Genomic DNA, 16785 nt, shown 5'->3' with positions numbered 1-16785 from the left:
TAGCGCAGACGAGTGAAAACTCGATCAAGAGGCACTCCATGGAATGGCTGGGGCTGCAACTGTTCGCCGATCTTCCGGCAACCGGGCGCATCGTTATCGATTGCCGGCATGAACCGTTCCTGGTTCTGCTCGCCTACATCGTCGCCAGCGCGGCCTGCTTCGCCACTCTCGACATGGCCGAGCGACAATCCCACAGCGACGACCCCACCGCTCACCGGCAATGGAACATGCTCGGCGCCTGCTGCCTGGCCGGCGGCATCTGGGCCATGCACTTCATCAGCATGCTGGCGTTCGAGGCCCCGGTGGAAGTGCACTACGATGTCTCCTTGACCATCCTTTCGCTGCTCATTGCCCTGGGCGTGGCCTGGCTGGCCATGCACAGCCTCGAACGCGGCCAGGTGCACACGGATCACTTTGCGCTTAGCGCCGTGCTGATCGCCTTGGGTATCATCCTCATGCACTTTGTCGGCATGGCTGCGATGGAAACCGGCGCCGTTCAGTATTACCAGACCGGCCTGCTGCTGACCTCTGCCGCCATCGCTCTGCTTACCAGCCTGGCCGCACTGTGCCTGGCCCGCTACTTGCGCAATGGCAGCGGCACCCTGTACCAGACCATGAAGTACGGCGCCAGCCTGTTGATGGCCGGCGGCATCGTAGCCACTCATTTTACCGCGATGTCGGCCATGACCCTGGTCATCCCAGCCGATACCGCACTGCGCCTGCCGTCTGGCGACAACAGCCTGCAATTGGCACTGGGCATCGGCTTCATCACCCTGCTGATCAGTGGCGCCAGCATCAGCGCCGCACTGGCCGACAAAAAGTTGCAAAGCAAGGAGCACGATCTGCGCCGGGTCAGCGTGCTGCTCAGCCAACTGGACCAGGCCCGCGCTTCGCTGCAACAGGCAGCGCACTACGATGCCCTGACCAATCTGGTCAACCGCCGCGGCTTCAACCAGGTTCTCGCCGAGCGCCTGGCCGAGCATCAGGCCAGCGAAAGCCGCCTGGCAGTGATGTTCCTCGACATCGACCATTTCAAGCGCATCAACGACAGCCTCGGCCACGACGCCGGAGACGAACTGCTCAAGGTGATCGCCAACCACATCAAGGCGGCCACGCGCAGCCAAGACCTGGTTGCGCGCTTCGGTGGCGACGAGTTCTGCGTGGTCACCAGCCTGAACAACCGCGACGAAGCCCGCCACCTGGCCCAGCGCATCATGCAAAGGATGAAAGAACCCATCGACCTGGGCGGTCGGCGCATGGTCATGACCACCAGCATCGGCATCAGCATCTTCCCAGACGACGGCAGCACAGCCGAAGAGCTGCTCAAGCATGCCGACCTGGCTCTCTATCAATCCAAGGACAACGGGCGCAACAGCCTGAACTTCTTCAACGACAGCCTGAAAGCCAGGGCTTCGATAGCCCTGCAACTGGAAGAAGAGCTGCGCCTGGCCCTGCTCGAAGAACGCGGGCTGTGCGTGCACTACCAACCGATTTTCGACCTGCGCAGCGGGCAGGTGGCAAAACTGGAAGCACTGGTGCGCTGGCGGCACCCGCAACACGGCCTGCTCGGGCCCGACCGCTTCGTTGGCATTGCCGAAGCCAACGGCCTGATCATTGACCTCGACCTGTGGGTGCTGCGCCACGCCTGCGCCGACCTGGCCTACCTGCAACGTCACGGCTATGGCGACATCAAGGTCACGGTCAATTGCTCGGCGGTCACCCTCAGCCACGACGAACTGCCCAACGAAGTCGAAAAGGCGCTGTTCCACGCAGGCCTCGCGCCGCGCCAGCTGGAGCTGGAAGTGACCGAGAACGCCCTGATGGGCGATATCCAGCGTACGGTCAGCCTGCTCAAGCGTGTTCGCGCCCTGGGCGTGGCGCTGTCGATCGACGACTTTGGTACCGGCTACTCATCACTGGCCTACCTCAAGCGCCTGCCACTGGACGTACTGAAGATCGACCGCACCTTCCTGCAGGATGTGCCGGGCAGCCAGAAAGACCGCGAAATCGTCCAGGCGATCATCATCATGGCGCATACCCTGCACCTGCAGGTCGTCAGCGAGGGCGTGGAAACCGTCGAACAACAAACCTTCCTCGAAAGCCACGGCTGCGATTACCTGCAGGGCTACCTGCTCGGGCGCCCCGCGCCGCTGGCCGAACTGCGGCCGCTGCTGGAACTGGCGCAGCGCCAGAATGGCCTTGTCACACCTTGCTGCGGTACAGCTCTACCAGGGTCGCCGGATCTTTTTGCAGGTAACCCTGGCTACCGTGCAGGCGCATCAGTTGCGCGGCGAGGCCACTGAGCGGCGTCGCCGAGCCTTGCTCGCGGGAGAACTTGACCGCACCGTCGAGGTCCTTGAGCAGCGTGCGTACGTGCCACTTGATCGGCTCGAAACGGCTCTCGGCCATTTGCGGCGCCAGGATCTGCAGTGGCTTGGAATCGGCAAAGCCACCGGCCAACGCTTCGGCGATCAACGACGCATCTACCCCGGACTGTTCGGCCAGTGCCACCACTTCGGCAATCACCAGGGCATTGCAGGCGACGATCATCTGGTTGCAAGCCTTGGTCACCTGGCCCGCGCCTACCGCGCCCATGTGCGTCACGCGCTGGCCAAGCACCTGCAGCACTGGGCGTGCACGCTGCAGGTCAGCCGCTTCACCGCCAACCATGATCGCCAGGGTGCCAGCTTCGGCACCCGGCGTGCCGCCCGACACCGGTGCATCGAGCCAGGCCATGCCGCACAGTGCTGCCAGTTCGGCAGCCATTTCACGGGTGGCGGTGGGTTCCAGGCTGGAGAAATCGATCAGCAACTGGCCGCTGCTACCGCCTTGGGCAATGCCTTGCTCGCCGAACACCACCTCGCGCACCACCGCCGTGTCGGCCAGGCATAGCAGCACCATGTCACTGTCGCGGCACAATTGGGCCGGGCTGCTGGCCAGGCGCGCGCCAGCAGCGACCAGGGCCGCGCACTTGTCCGGGCTGCGGTTCCATACCGTCAGCGGATAGCCCGCTGCCAGTAGGCGGCGGCACATGGGCAGGCCCATCAGGCCAATGCCGGCGAAGCCAAGCGAAGGTAGTTGTGAGCTCATCAACGTCTCCAGACAAATTCGATATCGATCCGGGCCGCTTTGCAGCCCCCATTACGCATCCCGTAAACTGTTACCGCCACGCCGAATTGTTACTTACCTCTACCCGCCTTGCACGGCATCAAGCACCAAAACGGGGCTGCTGCGTATTTTTGCGCACCAAAAAAGATCACGCCTCTTCCGCGCGCTTCGCCTGGATCACGATGAACGGCGAAACCACCACCGCCCAGATCTCTGGATCGCGGCTTTGCAGGTCCAGTGCCTGCTCGGCCGACACCGGCCCAACAGTGCCATCACTACGCCACTTGGCGAAGATCTCGCTGCGATTCTCGGCCATCGCTTCGGCAACGGTGATCAGGTCCAGGCTGGGGTCGACCCAAATCAGGTCACCCTTGGCCCAGAATCGTTCCAGTGCTTTCCACTCGATGATTGCCGTCTCGCCAAGCAATTTGGCATAGAGGGTGCTTGTTTGATCAGTCATGGGTGGTATCCGCAAAAATCGCCAATAAAAAAGGCCGGCATTTTTGCAGAAAAACCCGGTTTCAAATATGTAATTTGGTCGATTGACCCCGAAGTTGTGGGGCGGGGTCACAGATGCAGGCAGTTTGATGGCGCCTTTCTGTATCTTTCTGTCGATCAAGCGACAACCCAGGAAGCAGGCACTTTTCGACCGCTTTTCAAGCGCTCGAACAGCGCTCTACACTGTACCGGTACAGTTCCGGGACATGTTCCGGGGGAAGGTGGGCTTGCGCGTTGGCATGGCCACGCCGCAAATCCCGCCCGGTCTGTAGCCCTGGCCGCCAGGACTATAAGAATTACAACAGAATGAGTGGAGCACTATGATCAAGATTTCCAAGCTGTTCGCCGCAATGGTTCTGGCCGGGGTAGCCAGCCATTCGTTTGCCGCCGATACCATCAAGATCGGGATCGCGGGCCCTAAGACCGGCCCTGTGACCCAGTACGGCGACATGCAGTTCATCGGCGCCAAGCAAGCCATCAAGGATATCAACGCCGCGGGCGGCGTGGATGGCAAGATGCTCGAAGCCAAGGAATACGACGACGCCTGCGACCCTAAACAGGCCGTGGCAGTCGCCAACAAAGTGGTCAACGACGGCGTCAAGTTCGTCATCGGCCACCTGTGCTCCAGCTCCACCCAGCCTGCGTCCGACATCTACGAAGACGAAGGCGTGATCATGATCACCCCGGCCGCCACCTCGCCGGAAATCACCGCCCGTGGCTACAAGCTGATCTTCCGCACCATCGGCCTGGACAGCGCTCAGGGCCCGGCTGCCGGCAACTACATCGCCGACCACGTCAAGCCGAAGGTCGTCGCCGTCCTCCACGACAAGCAACAGTACGGTGAAGGCATCGCCACTGCAGTCAAGCAGACTCTGGAAGGCAAAGGCACCAAGGTTGCCGTGTTCGAAGGCCTGAACGCCGGCGACAAGGACTTCTCCTCGATCATCCAGAAGCTCAAGCAGAACAACGTCGACTTCGTCTACTACGGCGGCTACCACCCAGAGCTGGGCCTGATCCTGCGCCAGGCTCAGGAAAAAGGCCTGAAAGCCAAGTTCATGGGCCCGGAAGGCGTGGGTAACGACTCCATTTCGCAGATCGCCCAGAACGCCTCCGAAGGCCTGCTGGTCACCCTGCCGAAGTCGTTCGACGCCGACCCTGAGAACAAGAAGATCGTCGACGCCATCAAGGCTGACGGCAAGGACCCAAGCGGCCCATTCGTGTTCCCGGCCTACTCGGCTGTCGAGCTGATCGCCCAGGGCATCAAGGCGGCCAAGTCCGAAGAGACCGACAAGGTGGCAGCGGCCATCCACGCCGGTTCCTTCAAGACCCCTACCGGCACCCTGTCGTACGACGAGAAGGGCGACCTGAAAGACTTCAAGTTCGTGGTCTACGAATGGCACTTCGGCAAGCCGAAGACCGAAGTCTCCCCTCAGTAACTGCGTGACTAATAGCTGACCGTAGAAGCCCACTGTGCGAGCAGTGGGCTTTGTTTTACGAGGTTCATGGGCCTGATCCCCGCGATCCGGGGGCGGGCTCACCTGAAAATCTTAAAACCGTCACCCGCGGTTTCCTGGCCTACCCCCGCCAGCGAAATGCAAATCAGGTTTTTAGGAGCGCTGTAATGCCTGAGATCTACCATTTCTTCCAACAACTGGTTAATGGATTGACCATCGGCAGCACCTATGCCTTGATCGCCATCGGCTACACGATGGTGTACGGCATCATTGGCATGATCAACTTCGCCCACGGCGAGGTGTACATGATCGGTTCCTATGTGGCCTTCATCGCCCTGGCGGGCCTGGCCATGATGGGTATCCATTCGCTGCCGATCCTGATGACCGTCGCCTTCGTCGCGACGATCTTCGTCACCAGTGCCTATGGCTACAGTATCGAACGGGTTGCCTACCGCCCCCTGCGCAACAGCAACCGGTTGATCCCGCTGATTTCCGCCATCGGCATGTCGATCTTCCTGCAGAACACCGTCTTGCTGTCGCAAGACTCCAAGGACAAGTCCATCCCCAACCTGATCCCCGGCAGCTTCTCCTTCGGGCCAGGCGGTGCTGAAGAAGTACTGATCAGCTACATGCAGGTCCTGGTGTTCGTCGTCACCTTGGTGGCCATGACCCTGCTCACCCTGTTCATCTCCCGCTCCCGCCTGGGCCGCGCCTGCCGCGCCTGCGCCGAGGACATCAAGATGGCCAACCTGCTGGGCATCAACACCAACAACATCATCGCCCTCACCTTCGTCATCGGTGCCGCCCTGGCTGCCGTGGCGGCCGTGCTGCTGAGCATGCAGTACGGGGTGATCAACCCCAACGCCGGTTTCCTGGTGGGCCTGAAAGCCTTCACCGCGGCGGTGCTGGGTGGCATCGGCAGCATCCCGGGCGCCATGCTCGGCGGGCTGGTGCTGGGCGTGGCCGAAGCGTTCGGCGCCGATATCTTCGGCGACCAGTACAAGGACGTGGTGGCATTCGGCTTGTTGGTTCTTGTCCTGCTATTCCGGCCGACCGGCATCCTGGGCCGCCCGGAGGTTGAAAAAGTATGAACAGAAATCTCAAACAGGCGTTCTTCAGCGCCTTGCTGGTATGGGCCGTGGCCTTCCCGGTGCTGGGCCTGAAACTGAGCATCGACGGCATCAGCCTGGCTGTGCACAGTCAGGGCTCGTTCACCATCAGCATCATCGCCGTGTGCTCGGTGCTGATGTTCCTGCGTGTGCTGTTCGACAAGCAGTGGAGTTCAGTGATGGGCCGCCGTTCGGATCGCAAGCTGATCCCACCGGCTGTCAGCAATTATCTGACCCTGCCGAAAACCCAGCGCTACGTGATCATGGGCCTGATCGTGGCGGCATTGGTGTGGCCGTTCTTCGGTTCCCGAGGTGCGGTCGACATCGCCACGCTGATCCTGATCTACGTGTTGCTGGGCCTTGGCCTGAACATCGTGGTCGGCCTGGCGGGCCTGCTCGACCTCGGCTACGTGGGCTTCTATGCCGTCGGCGCCTACAGCTACGCCATGCTCTCGCACTACCTGGGCTGGAGCTTCTGGGTGTGCCTGCCGATTGCCGGCTTGATGGCCGCCACCTTCGGCTTCCTGCTTGGCTTCCCGGTACTGCGCCTGCGTGGTGACTACCTGGCGATCGTGACCCTCGGCTTCGGCGAGATCATCCGCCTGTTCCTGCGCAACCTCACCGATTGGACCGGCGGCCCCAACGGCATCAGCAACATCCCCAAGCCGGAGTTCTTCGGCCTGACCTTCGAACGCCGCGCCGCCGAGGGCATGCAAACCTTCCACGAGTTCTTCGGGCTGGAATACAACTCGATCAACAAGGTCATCTTCCTCTACCTGGTAGCCCTGCTGCTGGCCTTGCTGGCGTTGTTCGTGATCAACCGCCTGCTGCGCATGCCGATCGGCCGCGCCTGGGAAGCCCTGCGTGAAGACGAGATTGCCTGCCGTGCACTGGGCCTGAACCCGACTGTGATCAAGCTCTCGGCATTCACCCTGGGTGCCTGCTTCGCCGGTTTCGCCGGCAGCTTCTTCGCCGCACGCCAAGGCCTGGTGACGCCGGAGTCGTTCACCTTCATCGAATCGGCGATCATCCTCGCCATCGTCGTGCTTGGCGGCATGGGCTCGCAACTGGGCGTGATTCTCGCGGCCATCGTGATGATCCTGCTGCCCGAGCTGATGCGTGAGTTCAGCGAATACCGGATGCTGATGTTCGGTGCGCTGATGGTGTTGATGATGATCTGGCGTCCGCAAGGCCTGCTGCCTATGCAACGTCCACACATGGAGCTGCGTCGATGAGCCGCGAAATTCTGCAAGTCAGCGGCCTGAGCATGCGCTTCGGCGGCTTGTTGGCGGTCAATGGCGTGGGCCTGACCGTCAAGGAAAAACAAGTGGTGGCGTTGATCGGCCCGAACGGCGCCGGCAAGACCACGGTGTTCAACTGCCTGACCGGCTTCTACAAACCCAGCGGCGGCACCATCCTGCTCGATGGCCAGCCAATCCAGGGCCTGGCCGGCCACCAGATCGCCCGCAAGGGCGTGGTGCGGACCTTCCAGAACGTGCGCCTGTTCAAGGAGATGACCGCGCTGGAAAACCTGCTGATCGCCCAGCACCGCCACCTCAACACCAACTTTTTCGCCGGCCTGTTCAAGACCCCAAGCTTCCGCCGCAGCGAGAAGGAGGCCATGGAACGCGCGCAGTACTGGCTGGAAAAGGTCAACCTGACCGAATTCGCCAACCGTACCGCAGGCACCCTCGCCTACGGCCAGCAGCGCCGCCTGGAAATCGCCCGCTGCATGATGACCCAGCCACGCATCATCATGCTCGACGAACCGGCCGCGGGCCTGAACCCAAAGGAAACCGAAGACCTCAAGGCATTGATCGCCTACCTGCGCGAGTCGCACAACGTCACTGTGCTGCTGATCGAGCATGACATGAAGCTGGTGATGAGCATCTCCGACCATATCGTGGTGATCAACCAGGGCACGCCTCTGGCCCACGGCACGCCGGAAGAGATTCGCGACAACCCTGACGTGATCAAAGCCTACCTGGGGGAAGCGTAAATGCTGAAGTTCGAAAACGTTTCCACCTTCTACGGCAAGATCCAGGCGCTGCACAGCGTCAATGTGGAGATCAACCAGGGCGAGATCGTCACCCTGATCGGCGCCAACGGCGCCGGCAAGTCGACCTTGCTGATGACCCTGTGCGGCTCGCCGCAGGCGCACAGTGGCAGCATCAAGTACCTGGGTGAAGAACTGGTCGGCCAGCCATCCTCGCACATCATGCGCAAGAGCATCGCCGTCGTGCCGGAAGGCCGCCGCGTGTTCGCCCGCCTGACCGTCGAGGAAAACCTGGCGATGGGTGGTTTCTTCACCGACAAGGGCGACTACCAGGAGCAGCTGGACAAGGTGCTGCAGCTGTTCCCGCGCCTGAAGGAACGGTACATCCAGCGTGGCGGTACCATGTCCGGTGGCGAGCAGCAAATGCTTGCCATTGGCCGGGCGTTGATGAGCAAACCCAAGCTGCTGCTGCTCGACGAGCCTTCGCTGGGCCTGGCGCCGATCATCATCCAGCAGATCTTCGACATCATCGAACAGCTGCGCCGCGATGGCGTGACGGTGTTCCTGGTGGAGCAGAACGCCAACCAGGCGCTGAAAATCGCCGACCGGGCGTACGTGCTGGAGAACGGCCGGGTGGTGATGCAAGGAACGGGTGAAGCACTGCTGACTGACCCGAAGGTGCGCGACGCGTACCTCGGCGGTTAAACGAAAAGGGCCTTCGGGCCCTTTTTTCTGCCTGTCACCAACGCATGGCCAGTGCCATACCTGTGGGAGCGGGCAAGCCCGCGAAGAGGCCAGCGCGGTTAACCATTAACTTGAGATCCACCGCCAGCCTGAGTAACGTGGCCAGCTTTCACGGCAAAGATTCCCCGGAGCCCGCCCCATGCGCCTCACCCCCACCCTGCTGTTCACCGCCTTGCTGCCCCTGTTCGCCGGCTGCCAGCTCATGGCTGACGCCCCCAGCGACCCGAACATCGGCACCACGCGCATGCAGGGCGAACTGCGTGCCGCCGGTGGCCAGTTGCTGTTCAAGCCATGCAGTGAAAACCGCACCTTCGTGATCAATGACGTCGGCACCACCGGCATCCTGCAAGAGGCCGCCAACCTCGCCAAGGATGCCAACGACAAGTTGTTCGCCGACGTCCGTGGCCGCCTCACCGGCAGCAAGCAGGCCAACAACGACGGCCAGTTGGAAGTACGCCGCCTGTACCGCCTGGAACCTTCCACCCGTGCCTGTGACGACCCCAACTTCAAACAGCTGACCCTGCGCGCCAGCGGCCAAGAGCCGTTCTGGGCGGTGAAAGCCAGCGGCAAGGGGATGATCATAGAGCGCCCCGGCCAAGATCCGCTGCCCCTGCCGTTCCTTGAAGAAGAAGTGCCCGGCGGCGGCCTGACCCTGAGCAGCGAAGCCAACGGTCAGCACGTGGAACTGTGGGTCGCCCCGCAACGCTGCGCCGACAGCATGAGCGGCGCCGTGCGCCATCTGCGTGCCGAGTTGCGCATCGACGGCAAGACCTTGCAAGGCTGCGGCTACTACGGTGGCGCACGCGACAACTGATCGCCGGGCGCTTTTATCCTGCCAGTCAGGGCGGCGAACAGCTTATACTTGGCGGTTTGTGTAAAGCCGCCGGCCGCCCATGGCCGGGATACTGGACCCTGCCATGCTACGAATCACCGAACTGAAGCTGCCCCTGGACCATCCCGACGAAGCGTTGCGTGAAGCCATCGTCCAGCGCCTGGGCATCCGCGACGAGCAACTGCTCAGCTTCAACCTGTTCAAGCGCAGCTACGATGCGCGCAAGAAGAACAGCGAACTGCTGTTCATCTACACCATCGACCTGGAAGCCAGCAACGAAGCCGAATTGCTTGGCAAATTCGCCGACGACCGCAATATCGGCCCGGCGCCAGACGTCACCTACAAGTTCGTCGGCCACGCCCCGGCAGGCCTGCAGGAGCGCCCGATCGTGGTCGGTTTCGGCCCCTGCGGCATCTTTGCCGGCCTGCTGCTGGCACAGATGGGCTTCAAGCCGATCATCCTCGAACGCGGCAAGGAAGTGCGCCAGCGCACCAAGGACACCTGGGGCCTGTGGCGCAAGAGCGTGCTCAACCCAGAGTCCAACGTGCAGTTCGGCGAAGGCGGCGCCGGCACCTTTTCTGACGGCAAGCTGTACAGCCAGATCAAGGACCCGCAGCACCACGGCCGCAAGGTACTGGAAGAATTCGTAAAGGCGGGTGCGCCGGACGAAATCCTGTACATCAACAAGCCGCACATCGGTACCTTCCGCCTCACCGGCATGGTCGAGCAGATGCGCCAGGACATGATTGCCCTGGGCGCCGAAGTGCGCTTCCAGGAGAAGGTCACCGACCTGCTGGTCGAAGACGGCCAGCTGACCGGCGTGGTACTGGAGAGTGGCGAGCAACTGCACTCGCGCCATGTGGTCCTGGCCCTTGGCCACAGTGCCCGCGACACCTTCCGTATGCTGCACGCCAAAGGCGTGTACATGGAAGCCAAGCCGTTCTCGGTCGGTTTCCGCATCGAGCACCCGCAAACGCTGATCGACAAAGCGCGCCTGGGCAAGTACGCCGGCCACCCGAAACTCGGCGCCGCCGACTACAAGCTGGTGTACCACGCCAAGAACGGCCGCTCGGTGTACAGCTTCTGCATGTGCCCAGGTGGCACCGTGGTCGCGGCCACCAGCGAGCCAGGCCGGGTGGTCACCAACGGTATGAGCCAGTACTCGCGTAACGAGCGTAACGCCAACTCCGGTATCGTCGTTGGCATCGACCCCGAGCGTGACTACCCGGGTGGTCCGCTGGCCGGTATCGAACTGCAGGAGCGCCTGGAAGCCCACGCCTACGTGATGGGTGGCAGCAACTACCAGGCCCCGGCGCAGCTGGTGGGTGACTTTGTCGCCGGCCGGCCGTCGACCGCGCTGGGCAGCGTCGAGCCATCCTACAAGCCAGGCGTGACCCTGGGTGACCTGGCGCCGAGCCTGCCGGACTTCGCCATCGAGGCGATCCGTGAAGCACTGCCGGCGTTCGATCGGCAGATCAAGGGCTACAACCTGCACGATGCAGTGTTGACCGGGATCGAGACGCGTACCTCGTCGCCATTGCGCATTACCCGTGGCGAGGACTACCAGAGCCTGAACCTCAAGGGGCTGTTCCCGGCAGGCGAAGGGGCCGGTTACGCGGGCGGGATCCTGTCGGCAGGTGTGGATGGTATCCGCATTGCCGAAGCGGTAGCGCGGGATATGCTCGGCCTCTGATCACTTGTGGCCTTCCAAGGCCTCTTCGCGGGCACGCCCGCTCCCACAGGGACGCCGATGCCACTGTGGGAGCGGGCGAGCCCGCGAAGAGGCCCTTCCAGGAATCAGAAATATCCAATCCAAACACCGGATTTTCCCTTCCCCTTCCCTCCCGATCTGCATCTAGGCTTGCCTGAGCCCAGCCAGCAACACCATATAACAAAAACGAATATAGTTTTTGTTTTAAAGAATATCGTCACAGGCTAGGGTGTACGCCCGCACCATTCGTAAACTGCCCATGGAGAGCCTATAGCCCGTGCGTAGCCTGTTAACCCGTTTTTTCCAACTTGAAGCCGCCAGCGGCCTGCTGCTGATCGCCGCCGCCGTTCTGGCGCTGATCATCAATAACTCGCCACTGTCCTACCTGTACAGCGGGCTGCTCGACGTGCCCGTCGCCGTCCAGGTCGGCGCGCTGAACATCGCCAAACCCTTGCTGCTGTGGATCAACGACGGCCTTATGGCCCTGTTCTTCCTGCTCATCGGCCTGGAGGTCAAGCGCGAGGTGGTCGACGGTCACCTGTCCAAGCCGTCCCAGGTGATCCTGCCAGCCACTGCTGCCGTGGGCGGCATGGTAGTGCCGGCACTGATCTACTGGTTCATCAACCGTGACAACCCGGCGGCCGTTGCCGGCTGGGCAATCCCCACCGCTACCGACATCGCCTTCGCCCTTGGCGTCCTGGCCCTGCTGGGCAAGCGCGTACCGGTATCGCTGAAACTGTTCCTGATGACCCTGGCGATCATCGACGACCTGGGGGCGATCATTGTCATTGCCCTGTTCTACTCCGGCACCCTGTCGAGCGTTTCGCTGCTGCTGGCTGCAGCCTGCCTGGTGGTGCTGGTGGCGATGAACCGGCTTGGCGTGGTCAAGCTTGGGCCGTACATGGTCGTTGGCCTGATCCTGTGGGTCTGCGTGCTCAAGAGTGGCGTGCATGCCACCCTGGCCGGTGTCGCCCTGGCCTTGTGCATCCCGCTGCGCACGCGCAACGCCGAAAGGTCGCCGCTGCTGGCCCTGGAACACGCCCTGCACCCCTGGGTGGCCTATGCCATCCTGCCATTGTTCGCCTTCGCCAATGCCGGCGTTTCGTTGGCGGGCATGACCGTAGAAAGCTTCACCCACCCAGTGCCGATGGGCATCGCGGTCGGCCTGCTGCTGGGCAAGACCGTGGGGGTTTTCGGCCTGACCTGGGTGGCGGTCAAGCTGCGCCTGGCCGCATTGCCTGCGGGTGCTGGCTGGGGGCAAATACTGGGGGTGGCGATACTCTGTGGCATTGGCTTCACCATGAGCCTGTTCGTTGGCTCGCTCGCCTTTGCCCCGGGTAGCAGTGAATATGCCGGCATGGATCGCATGGGCATTCTTACCGGCTCATTCTTCGCCGCAGTGCTTGGCTACGCCGTCACCGCCATGGCCAGCCGCAAAACCCGTGTCGGTTGACGCGGCTGAAGCATGAAAAAACCCCGACTGGCAGCCGCCATGTCGGGGTTTTGTTTGACTGCGCTAAGGTCAGTGCGAAACGCGGCTGGTACCGTCGACAGTCATGATGCGAACGCGGTCGCCAACACGGAAGATTTCGTTCTCCTGCACGGCCTGCACATAGGCACGCATGCTGCCGTCATCTTCACGCACGGTGATTTCGACACCTTGGGTGCGGGTCAGGCCTTCTTCGGCAGCGGAACCGGCCAGGCCACCGGCAACAGCACCGATCACCGCAGCAACGATACTGCCGCGACCGCCGCCGACGGCGCTACCGGCGACGCCACCGACGATGGCACCGGCACCACCGCCGATTGGGGTCTTGGTACCCTCGATCTTGACCGGGCGCAGGGACTCGATGGTGCCCATACGCACGGTTTGCACGCGGCGGGCTTCGTCACGGGAGTAGCTGTCACCGGTCAGGCTCGAGGCACAGCCCCCCAGCAGCAGCGACATGGTGGTGAAGGTCGCCACCAGCAAAGCGGATTTACGCATGGGTAAAGTCTCCATAAGTCAGGTGCTCATTAGACGCTGCACATTGACGGCTGTCACGGTACAAACGTAATAAAATTGTTTTCATTCAGCCGGGGTACAGCCTGCTGGGCTGTGTCGAAGGCCTTTCAAGTGAGACCAAGGATAGCCATGGATTACTTCATCGTCGTGGTCACCACCGTTGCGGGGTTGTATTTCCACGGGTGGTTGTATGTGCGCATGCGCCGCTGGATGGACCGCGACCTGGCGTTGTCGCTGGCGGGAGCTGACCCAGGGAAGCGCGCGTACATGCTGCAGAGGCTGGAGCAGGCGCGATCGGATAAGGTGGGGCGCAAACAGTTGGCGGCGTGGTTGGAACGGGAAGCTGCGGGGTACTCGGGGTAGGAGGATTGGGGCTGCTGCGCAGCCCCAGGTACTCAGGGTGCCAGCCGCTCGCGCAGCCATTGCCCATCCACAAACCGGTAGTTCAAGCGGTCATGCAGACGGCTCGCCCGCCCCTGCCAGAACTCGATGCGCTCAGGCAACAAACGGTAGCCGCCCCAATGCTCGGGGCAGTGCGGCTGGGTGTCGGAGAAACGTGCTTCGGTGGCTTTGACCAAGCCTTCCAGCTCTTCGCGCCCGGCAATGACCCGGCTCTGTGGCGAAGCCCAGGCCCCCAGGCGGCTACCCAGTGGGCGCACCTGGTAGTAGTCGTCCGACTCTTTGGCTGTAACCTTTACCACCCGGCCTTCGATGCGCACCTGACGCTCCAGCGCCGGCCAGAAAAACGTCATGGCCGCATAGGGGTTGGCTTGCAGTTGCTGGCCCTTGGCGCTGTCGTAGTTGGTGAAGAAGGTGAAACCCTGCTCATCGAGCCCCTTCAGCAGCAATACGCGGCAATGCGGACGGCCTTCGCCGTCCACAGTGGCCAGGGTCATGGCGTTGGCTTCCACCGGTACCTGCTCGGTTTTCACCGCATCGGCAAACCACTGGTGGAACAGGGCGAACGGCTCGCCCGGTGCCTGGGCTTCGGCCAGGCCATCACGGGTGTAGTCGCGGCGCATATCGGCCAGGGATTGGGTCATTGCTGCGTTCCTTGACGATCAGTTGGTCTTCGCAGGGCTGTTGGCAGCTACTTTCTTGTCAGTGGTAGCTTTCTTGGCGGCAGGCTTGGCCGGTGCGGTTTTCTTCTTGGCCGCGGTCTTCGCAGGTGCCTTGGCCTTGGCCACGGGCTTCTTCGCCGCAGGCTTGGCAGCCGGCTTGCTGTCGGCGGCCTTGGCGGCTGGTGCCTTGGCATCCTGTACGGCCACCATCGAGGTCGGCGCCGGTGCCGGGGCGGCCTGCTGGTACTTGGCCAGCAGTGCGACCATGGTGTTTTGCGGGGTCAGCAGCATTTCCACGCGACGGTTCAGGGCACGACCTTCGGCGCTGTCATTGGCGGCGCGCGGCATCACCGAGCCCATGCCCTTGAGGGTCAGGCGGTCACGTTGCAGGCCGCTGAGGCGGAAGATGGCCGAGACCGAAGCGGCGCGCTCCAGGCTGAGTTTCTGGTTGGCAGCAGCAACGCCGCTGGTGTCGGCATGACCGAGTACCAGCACGGCAGTCTTGGGGTCGCCTTCGACGGTCTTGGCCACGCGGGTGATCGGGCCGAGGGTCATGGGCAGCAGCATGTTCGGGCGGTCAGGGTTGTACGAGCTGTCGACCGGCAAGGTTACCGCCAGCACATTGTCGCGGCGCTCAAGCTCCAGCTTGCTGTCCTTGATCGCTTCGCGCAGCTTGGGCTCGTATTCGTCCAGCCAGGCCTGGGTGGCCTTCTGGTCAATCTTCGGCACCACTGGGCCCTTGGCCTGCTTATCATCGCCACCAAACGGCCACCACCAACGGCTGGCGCTTTCCGACTTGGCGTCAGCCTTGGCCACGTTTTCAGTGACGGCTGCCTTCACCTCCTGCTCGGCGACCTTGTCCGAACCGAAAGGCCACCAGCTGGAGCCACCTTCCTTGGAGCCGTCCGGGGAGTGACTGGCGCAGCCGGTAACGGCGGTCAGGCACAGGGCGAGTGCTAAGGTTTTATGTGAAGACATCAGCGATACACCATGAAATAGAAAGATATTTTGCCTAGGCACTTGAGGCGTTGGCATTGAGGATAGTCAAAGGGGTGGGGCAATACCCGCATTACCCGATCAAAGGCAACTGGCAAGGACACGTACCAATTTTTGCGCGCGTGGGTCCATCAGCACATAAGGGCCGAGGGTATTGACCACGAAACCGAAGGCCACATCGTGCTCCGGATCGGCAAAACCGACCGAACCACCGGCACCGGGGTGGCCAAAGGCGCGGGCGCCGAGGCCAAAGGTGGCGTTGGCCACATCGGGCTGGTCGAGCATGCAGCCCAGGCCGAAACGGGTCTGGGTGAGCAGCGTACGATCCTGGCCCAGGCTGTGCTCGCGAGTCAGTTCATCGAGCAGTTCCGATTCGAGCAAGCTGCCGTCCAGCAAACCGGCATAGAAGCCCGCCAGGCTGCGTGCGTTACCATGCCCATTGGCCGCTGGCTGCTGCATGCGCCGCCATTCCGGCTTGTTGGTGCTGGTCAGGATCGCCGGCGGGTTGGTGAAGGCACGGGTCGACAGCGCCTCGGGCTCGCGCATGGTCACTTGCAGCAAACGCTGCGCTGCGGCATCCCCGGGGTTGCCCTTGCCACGGGCGATATGCGCCACGCGGTGGAACTCTTCGTCGGCCAGGCCAACATGGAAATCCAGCCCCAGCGGCCGAGCAGTGCGGGCCACGATCGAGTCGCCGGGGCCCCGGCCGTCGGCACGGCGGATCAGTTCGCCGATCAGCCAACCATAGGTGATGGCGGCGTAGCCGTGTTCCGTGCCGGGCGTCCACCACGGTGTCTCGGCCGCCAGGGCATCGACCATGGCCTGCCAGTCGTACAAGGCTTCGGCGGGCAGCAGCTCACGGATGGCCGGCAAGCCGGCGCGGTGGCTGAGCAACTGGCGCAAGGTGATCGACTGTTTACCGGCCTGGGCAAACTCGGGCCAGTAATTGGCCACCGGGGCATCGAGGGCCAGCTTGCCCTCGCCGACCAATTGCAGTGCGGTAACAGCGGTGAAGGTCTTGGTGCAGGAGAACAGGTTGGCGATGGTATCGCTGTGCCAGGCCTGCTGGCCGTCCTTGTCGGCACTGCCGGCCCACAGGTCGACGACGGTTTCGCCACCCACCTGGATGCACAGCGCGGCGCCACGCTCCTGGGGATCATCGAACAGCGCGGCAAAAGCTTCGCGCACGGCTTCGAACTTCAGCTCATAGTGACCCTGGATCTGCACCCGCTGCTCTCCGTACGACCATATCCAAAAAGGTGTGCATTGTT

At 62.5% G+C, this 16785-nt stretch carries 16 protein-coding genes; 10 read left to right on the top strand and 6 right to left on the bottom strand.

The genetic code is table 11. The features are described from left to right. Positions 1-38: 38 nt before the first annotated feature. Positions 39-2303 carry a putative bifunctional diguanylate cyclase/phosphodiesterase gene (locus tag ACNFBR_RS12875; RefSeq protein WP_416735236.1) on the top strand — a complete coding sequence of 755 codons (2265 nt, stop codon included), beginning with the start codon at positions 39-41 and terminating at the stop codon, positions 2301-2303. Here the strand turns inward: ACNFBR_RS12875 and ACNFBR_RS12870 are convergent. Beyond that, positions 2203-3090, bottom strand: coding sequence for an NAD(P)-dependent oxidoreductase (locus tag ACNFBR_RS12870; protein ID WP_416735235.1), 888 nt, complete (start codon positions 3088-3090; stop codon positions 2203-2205). The genes ACNFBR_RS12875 and ACNFBR_RS12870 overlap by 101 nt on opposite strands. A gap of 166 nt (positions 3091-3256) precedes the next feature. Then, on the bottom strand, positions 3257-3568 hold the full coding sequence (locus ACNFBR_RS12865) for a DUF2288 domain-containing protein (RefSeq protein WP_416735234.1): 312 nt from the start codon (positions 3566-3568) through the stop codon (positions 3257-3259). 358 nt (positions 3569-3926) lie between these two features. Here ACNFBR_RS12865 and ACNFBR_RS12860 point away from each other — a divergent pair, with 358 nt between their 5' ends. The 8 genes from ACNFBR_RS12860 to nhaA all read left to right on the top strand — a co-directional run bounded on the left by ACNFBR_RS12860 (position 3927) and on the right by nhaA (position 12905). Beyond that, the gene (locus ACNFBR_RS12860) at positions 3927-5042 is read left to right on the top strand and encodes a branched-chain amino acid ABC transporter substrate-binding protein (RefSeq protein WP_416735233.1); all 1116 of its coding nucleotides are present in this window, start codon (positions 3927-3929) and stop codon (positions 5040-5042) included. Positions 5043-5227: 185 nt separating this feature from the next. Further along, on the top strand, positions 5228-6151 hold the full coding sequence (livH, locus tag ACNFBR_RS12855; protein ID WP_003254876.1) for a high-affinity branched-chain amino acid ABC transporter permease LivH: 924 nt from the start codon (positions 5228-5230) through the stop codon (positions 6149-6151). Beyond that, positions 6148-7404: a high-affinity branched-chain amino acid ABC transporter permease LivM gene (locus ACNFBR_RS12850; RefSeq protein WP_416735232.1), complete on the top strand. Its 1257-nt coding sequence runs from the start codon at positions 6148-6150 to the stop codon at positions 7402-7404. Before livH ends, ACNFBR_RS12850 begins: the two co-directional genes overlap by 4 nt. Then, entirely contained in the window at positions 7401-8168 is a 768-nt protein-coding gene (gene livG, locus ACNFBR_RS12845) for a high-affinity branched-chain amino acid ABC transporter ATP-binding protein LivG (RefSeq protein WP_013973920.1), read from the top strand. Before ACNFBR_RS12850 ends, livG begins: the two co-directional genes overlap by 4 nt. After that, a complete protein-coding gene (locus ACNFBR_RS12840; RefSeq protein ID WP_003254879.1) occupies positions 8169-8870 on the top strand; it encodes an ABC transporter ATP-binding protein in 702 nt (233 codons plus the stop codon). A 178-nt stretch (positions 8871-9048) separates the two neighbouring features. Further along, the gene (locus ACNFBR_RS12835; RefSeq protein WP_416735231.1) at positions 9049-9723 is read left to right on the top strand and encodes a COG3650 family protein; all 675 of its coding nucleotides are present in this window, start codon (positions 9049-9051) and stop codon (positions 9721-9723) included. Between the two features lie 103 nt (positions 9724-9826). Further along, entirely contained in the window at positions 9827-11434 is a 1608-nt protein-coding gene (locus tag ACNFBR_RS12830; RefSeq protein WP_416735230.1) for an NAD(P)/FAD-dependent oxidoreductase, read from the top strand. Positions 11435-11729: 295 nt separating this feature from the next. Beyond that, complete coding sequence (gene nhaA / locus ACNFBR_RS12825; RefSeq protein WP_416735229.1) at positions 11730-12905, top strand: Na+/H+ antiporter NhaA; 1176 nt, start codon at positions 11730-11732, stop codon at positions 12903-12905. A 69-nt stretch (positions 12906-12974) separates the two neighbouring features. Here the strand turns inward: nhaA and ACNFBR_RS12820 are convergent, their stop codons facing one another. After that, positions 12975-13439, bottom strand: a complete 465-nt coding sequence (locus ACNFBR_RS12820; RefSeq protein ID WP_009684613.1) for a glycine zipper 2TM domain-containing protein — start codon at positions 13437-13439, stop codon at positions 12975-12977. Positions 13440-13586: 147 nt separating this feature from the next. Between ACNFBR_RS12820 and ACNFBR_RS12815 the strand changes: the two genes are divergently transcribed. Next, positions 13587-13820 (top strand): hypothetical protein, encoded by a 234-nt coding sequence (locus tag ACNFBR_RS12815; protein WP_416735228.1) that lies wholly within the window; start codon positions 13587-13589, stop codon positions 13818-13820. Positions 13821-13852: 32 nt separating this feature from the next. Here ACNFBR_RS12815 and pdxH read toward each other — a convergent pair whose 3' ends face one another. From pdxH to ACNFBR_RS12800, 3 genes are all read right to left on the bottom strand, one after another. After that, positions 13853-14500, bottom strand: coding sequence for a pyridoxamine 5'-phosphate oxidase (pdxH, locus tag ACNFBR_RS12810; RefSeq protein ID WP_416735227.1), 648 nt, complete (start codon positions 14498-14500; stop codon positions 13853-13855). Positions 14501-14518: 18 nt separating this feature from the next. After that, entirely contained in the window at positions 14519-15496 is a 978-nt protein-coding gene (locus tag ACNFBR_RS12805) for an OmpA family protein (protein WP_416735226.1), read from the bottom strand. A gap of 99 nt (positions 15497-15595) precedes the next feature. Beyond that, positions 15596-16741 (bottom strand): serine hydrolase domain-containing protein, encoded by a 1146-nt coding sequence (locus ACNFBR_RS12800; RefSeq protein WP_416735225.1) that lies wholly within the window; start codon positions 16739-16741, stop codon positions 15596-15598. Positions 16742-16785: the final 44 nt, after the last annotated feature.

The sequence above is a fragment of the Pseudomonas sp. NY11955 genome (assembly GCF_048068035.1).
Lineage (GTDB): Bacteria > Pseudomonadota > Gammaproteobacteria > Pseudomonadales > Pseudomonadaceae > Aquipseudomonas.
This window is presented reverse-complemented; position numbering and strand designations above follow the sequence as displayed.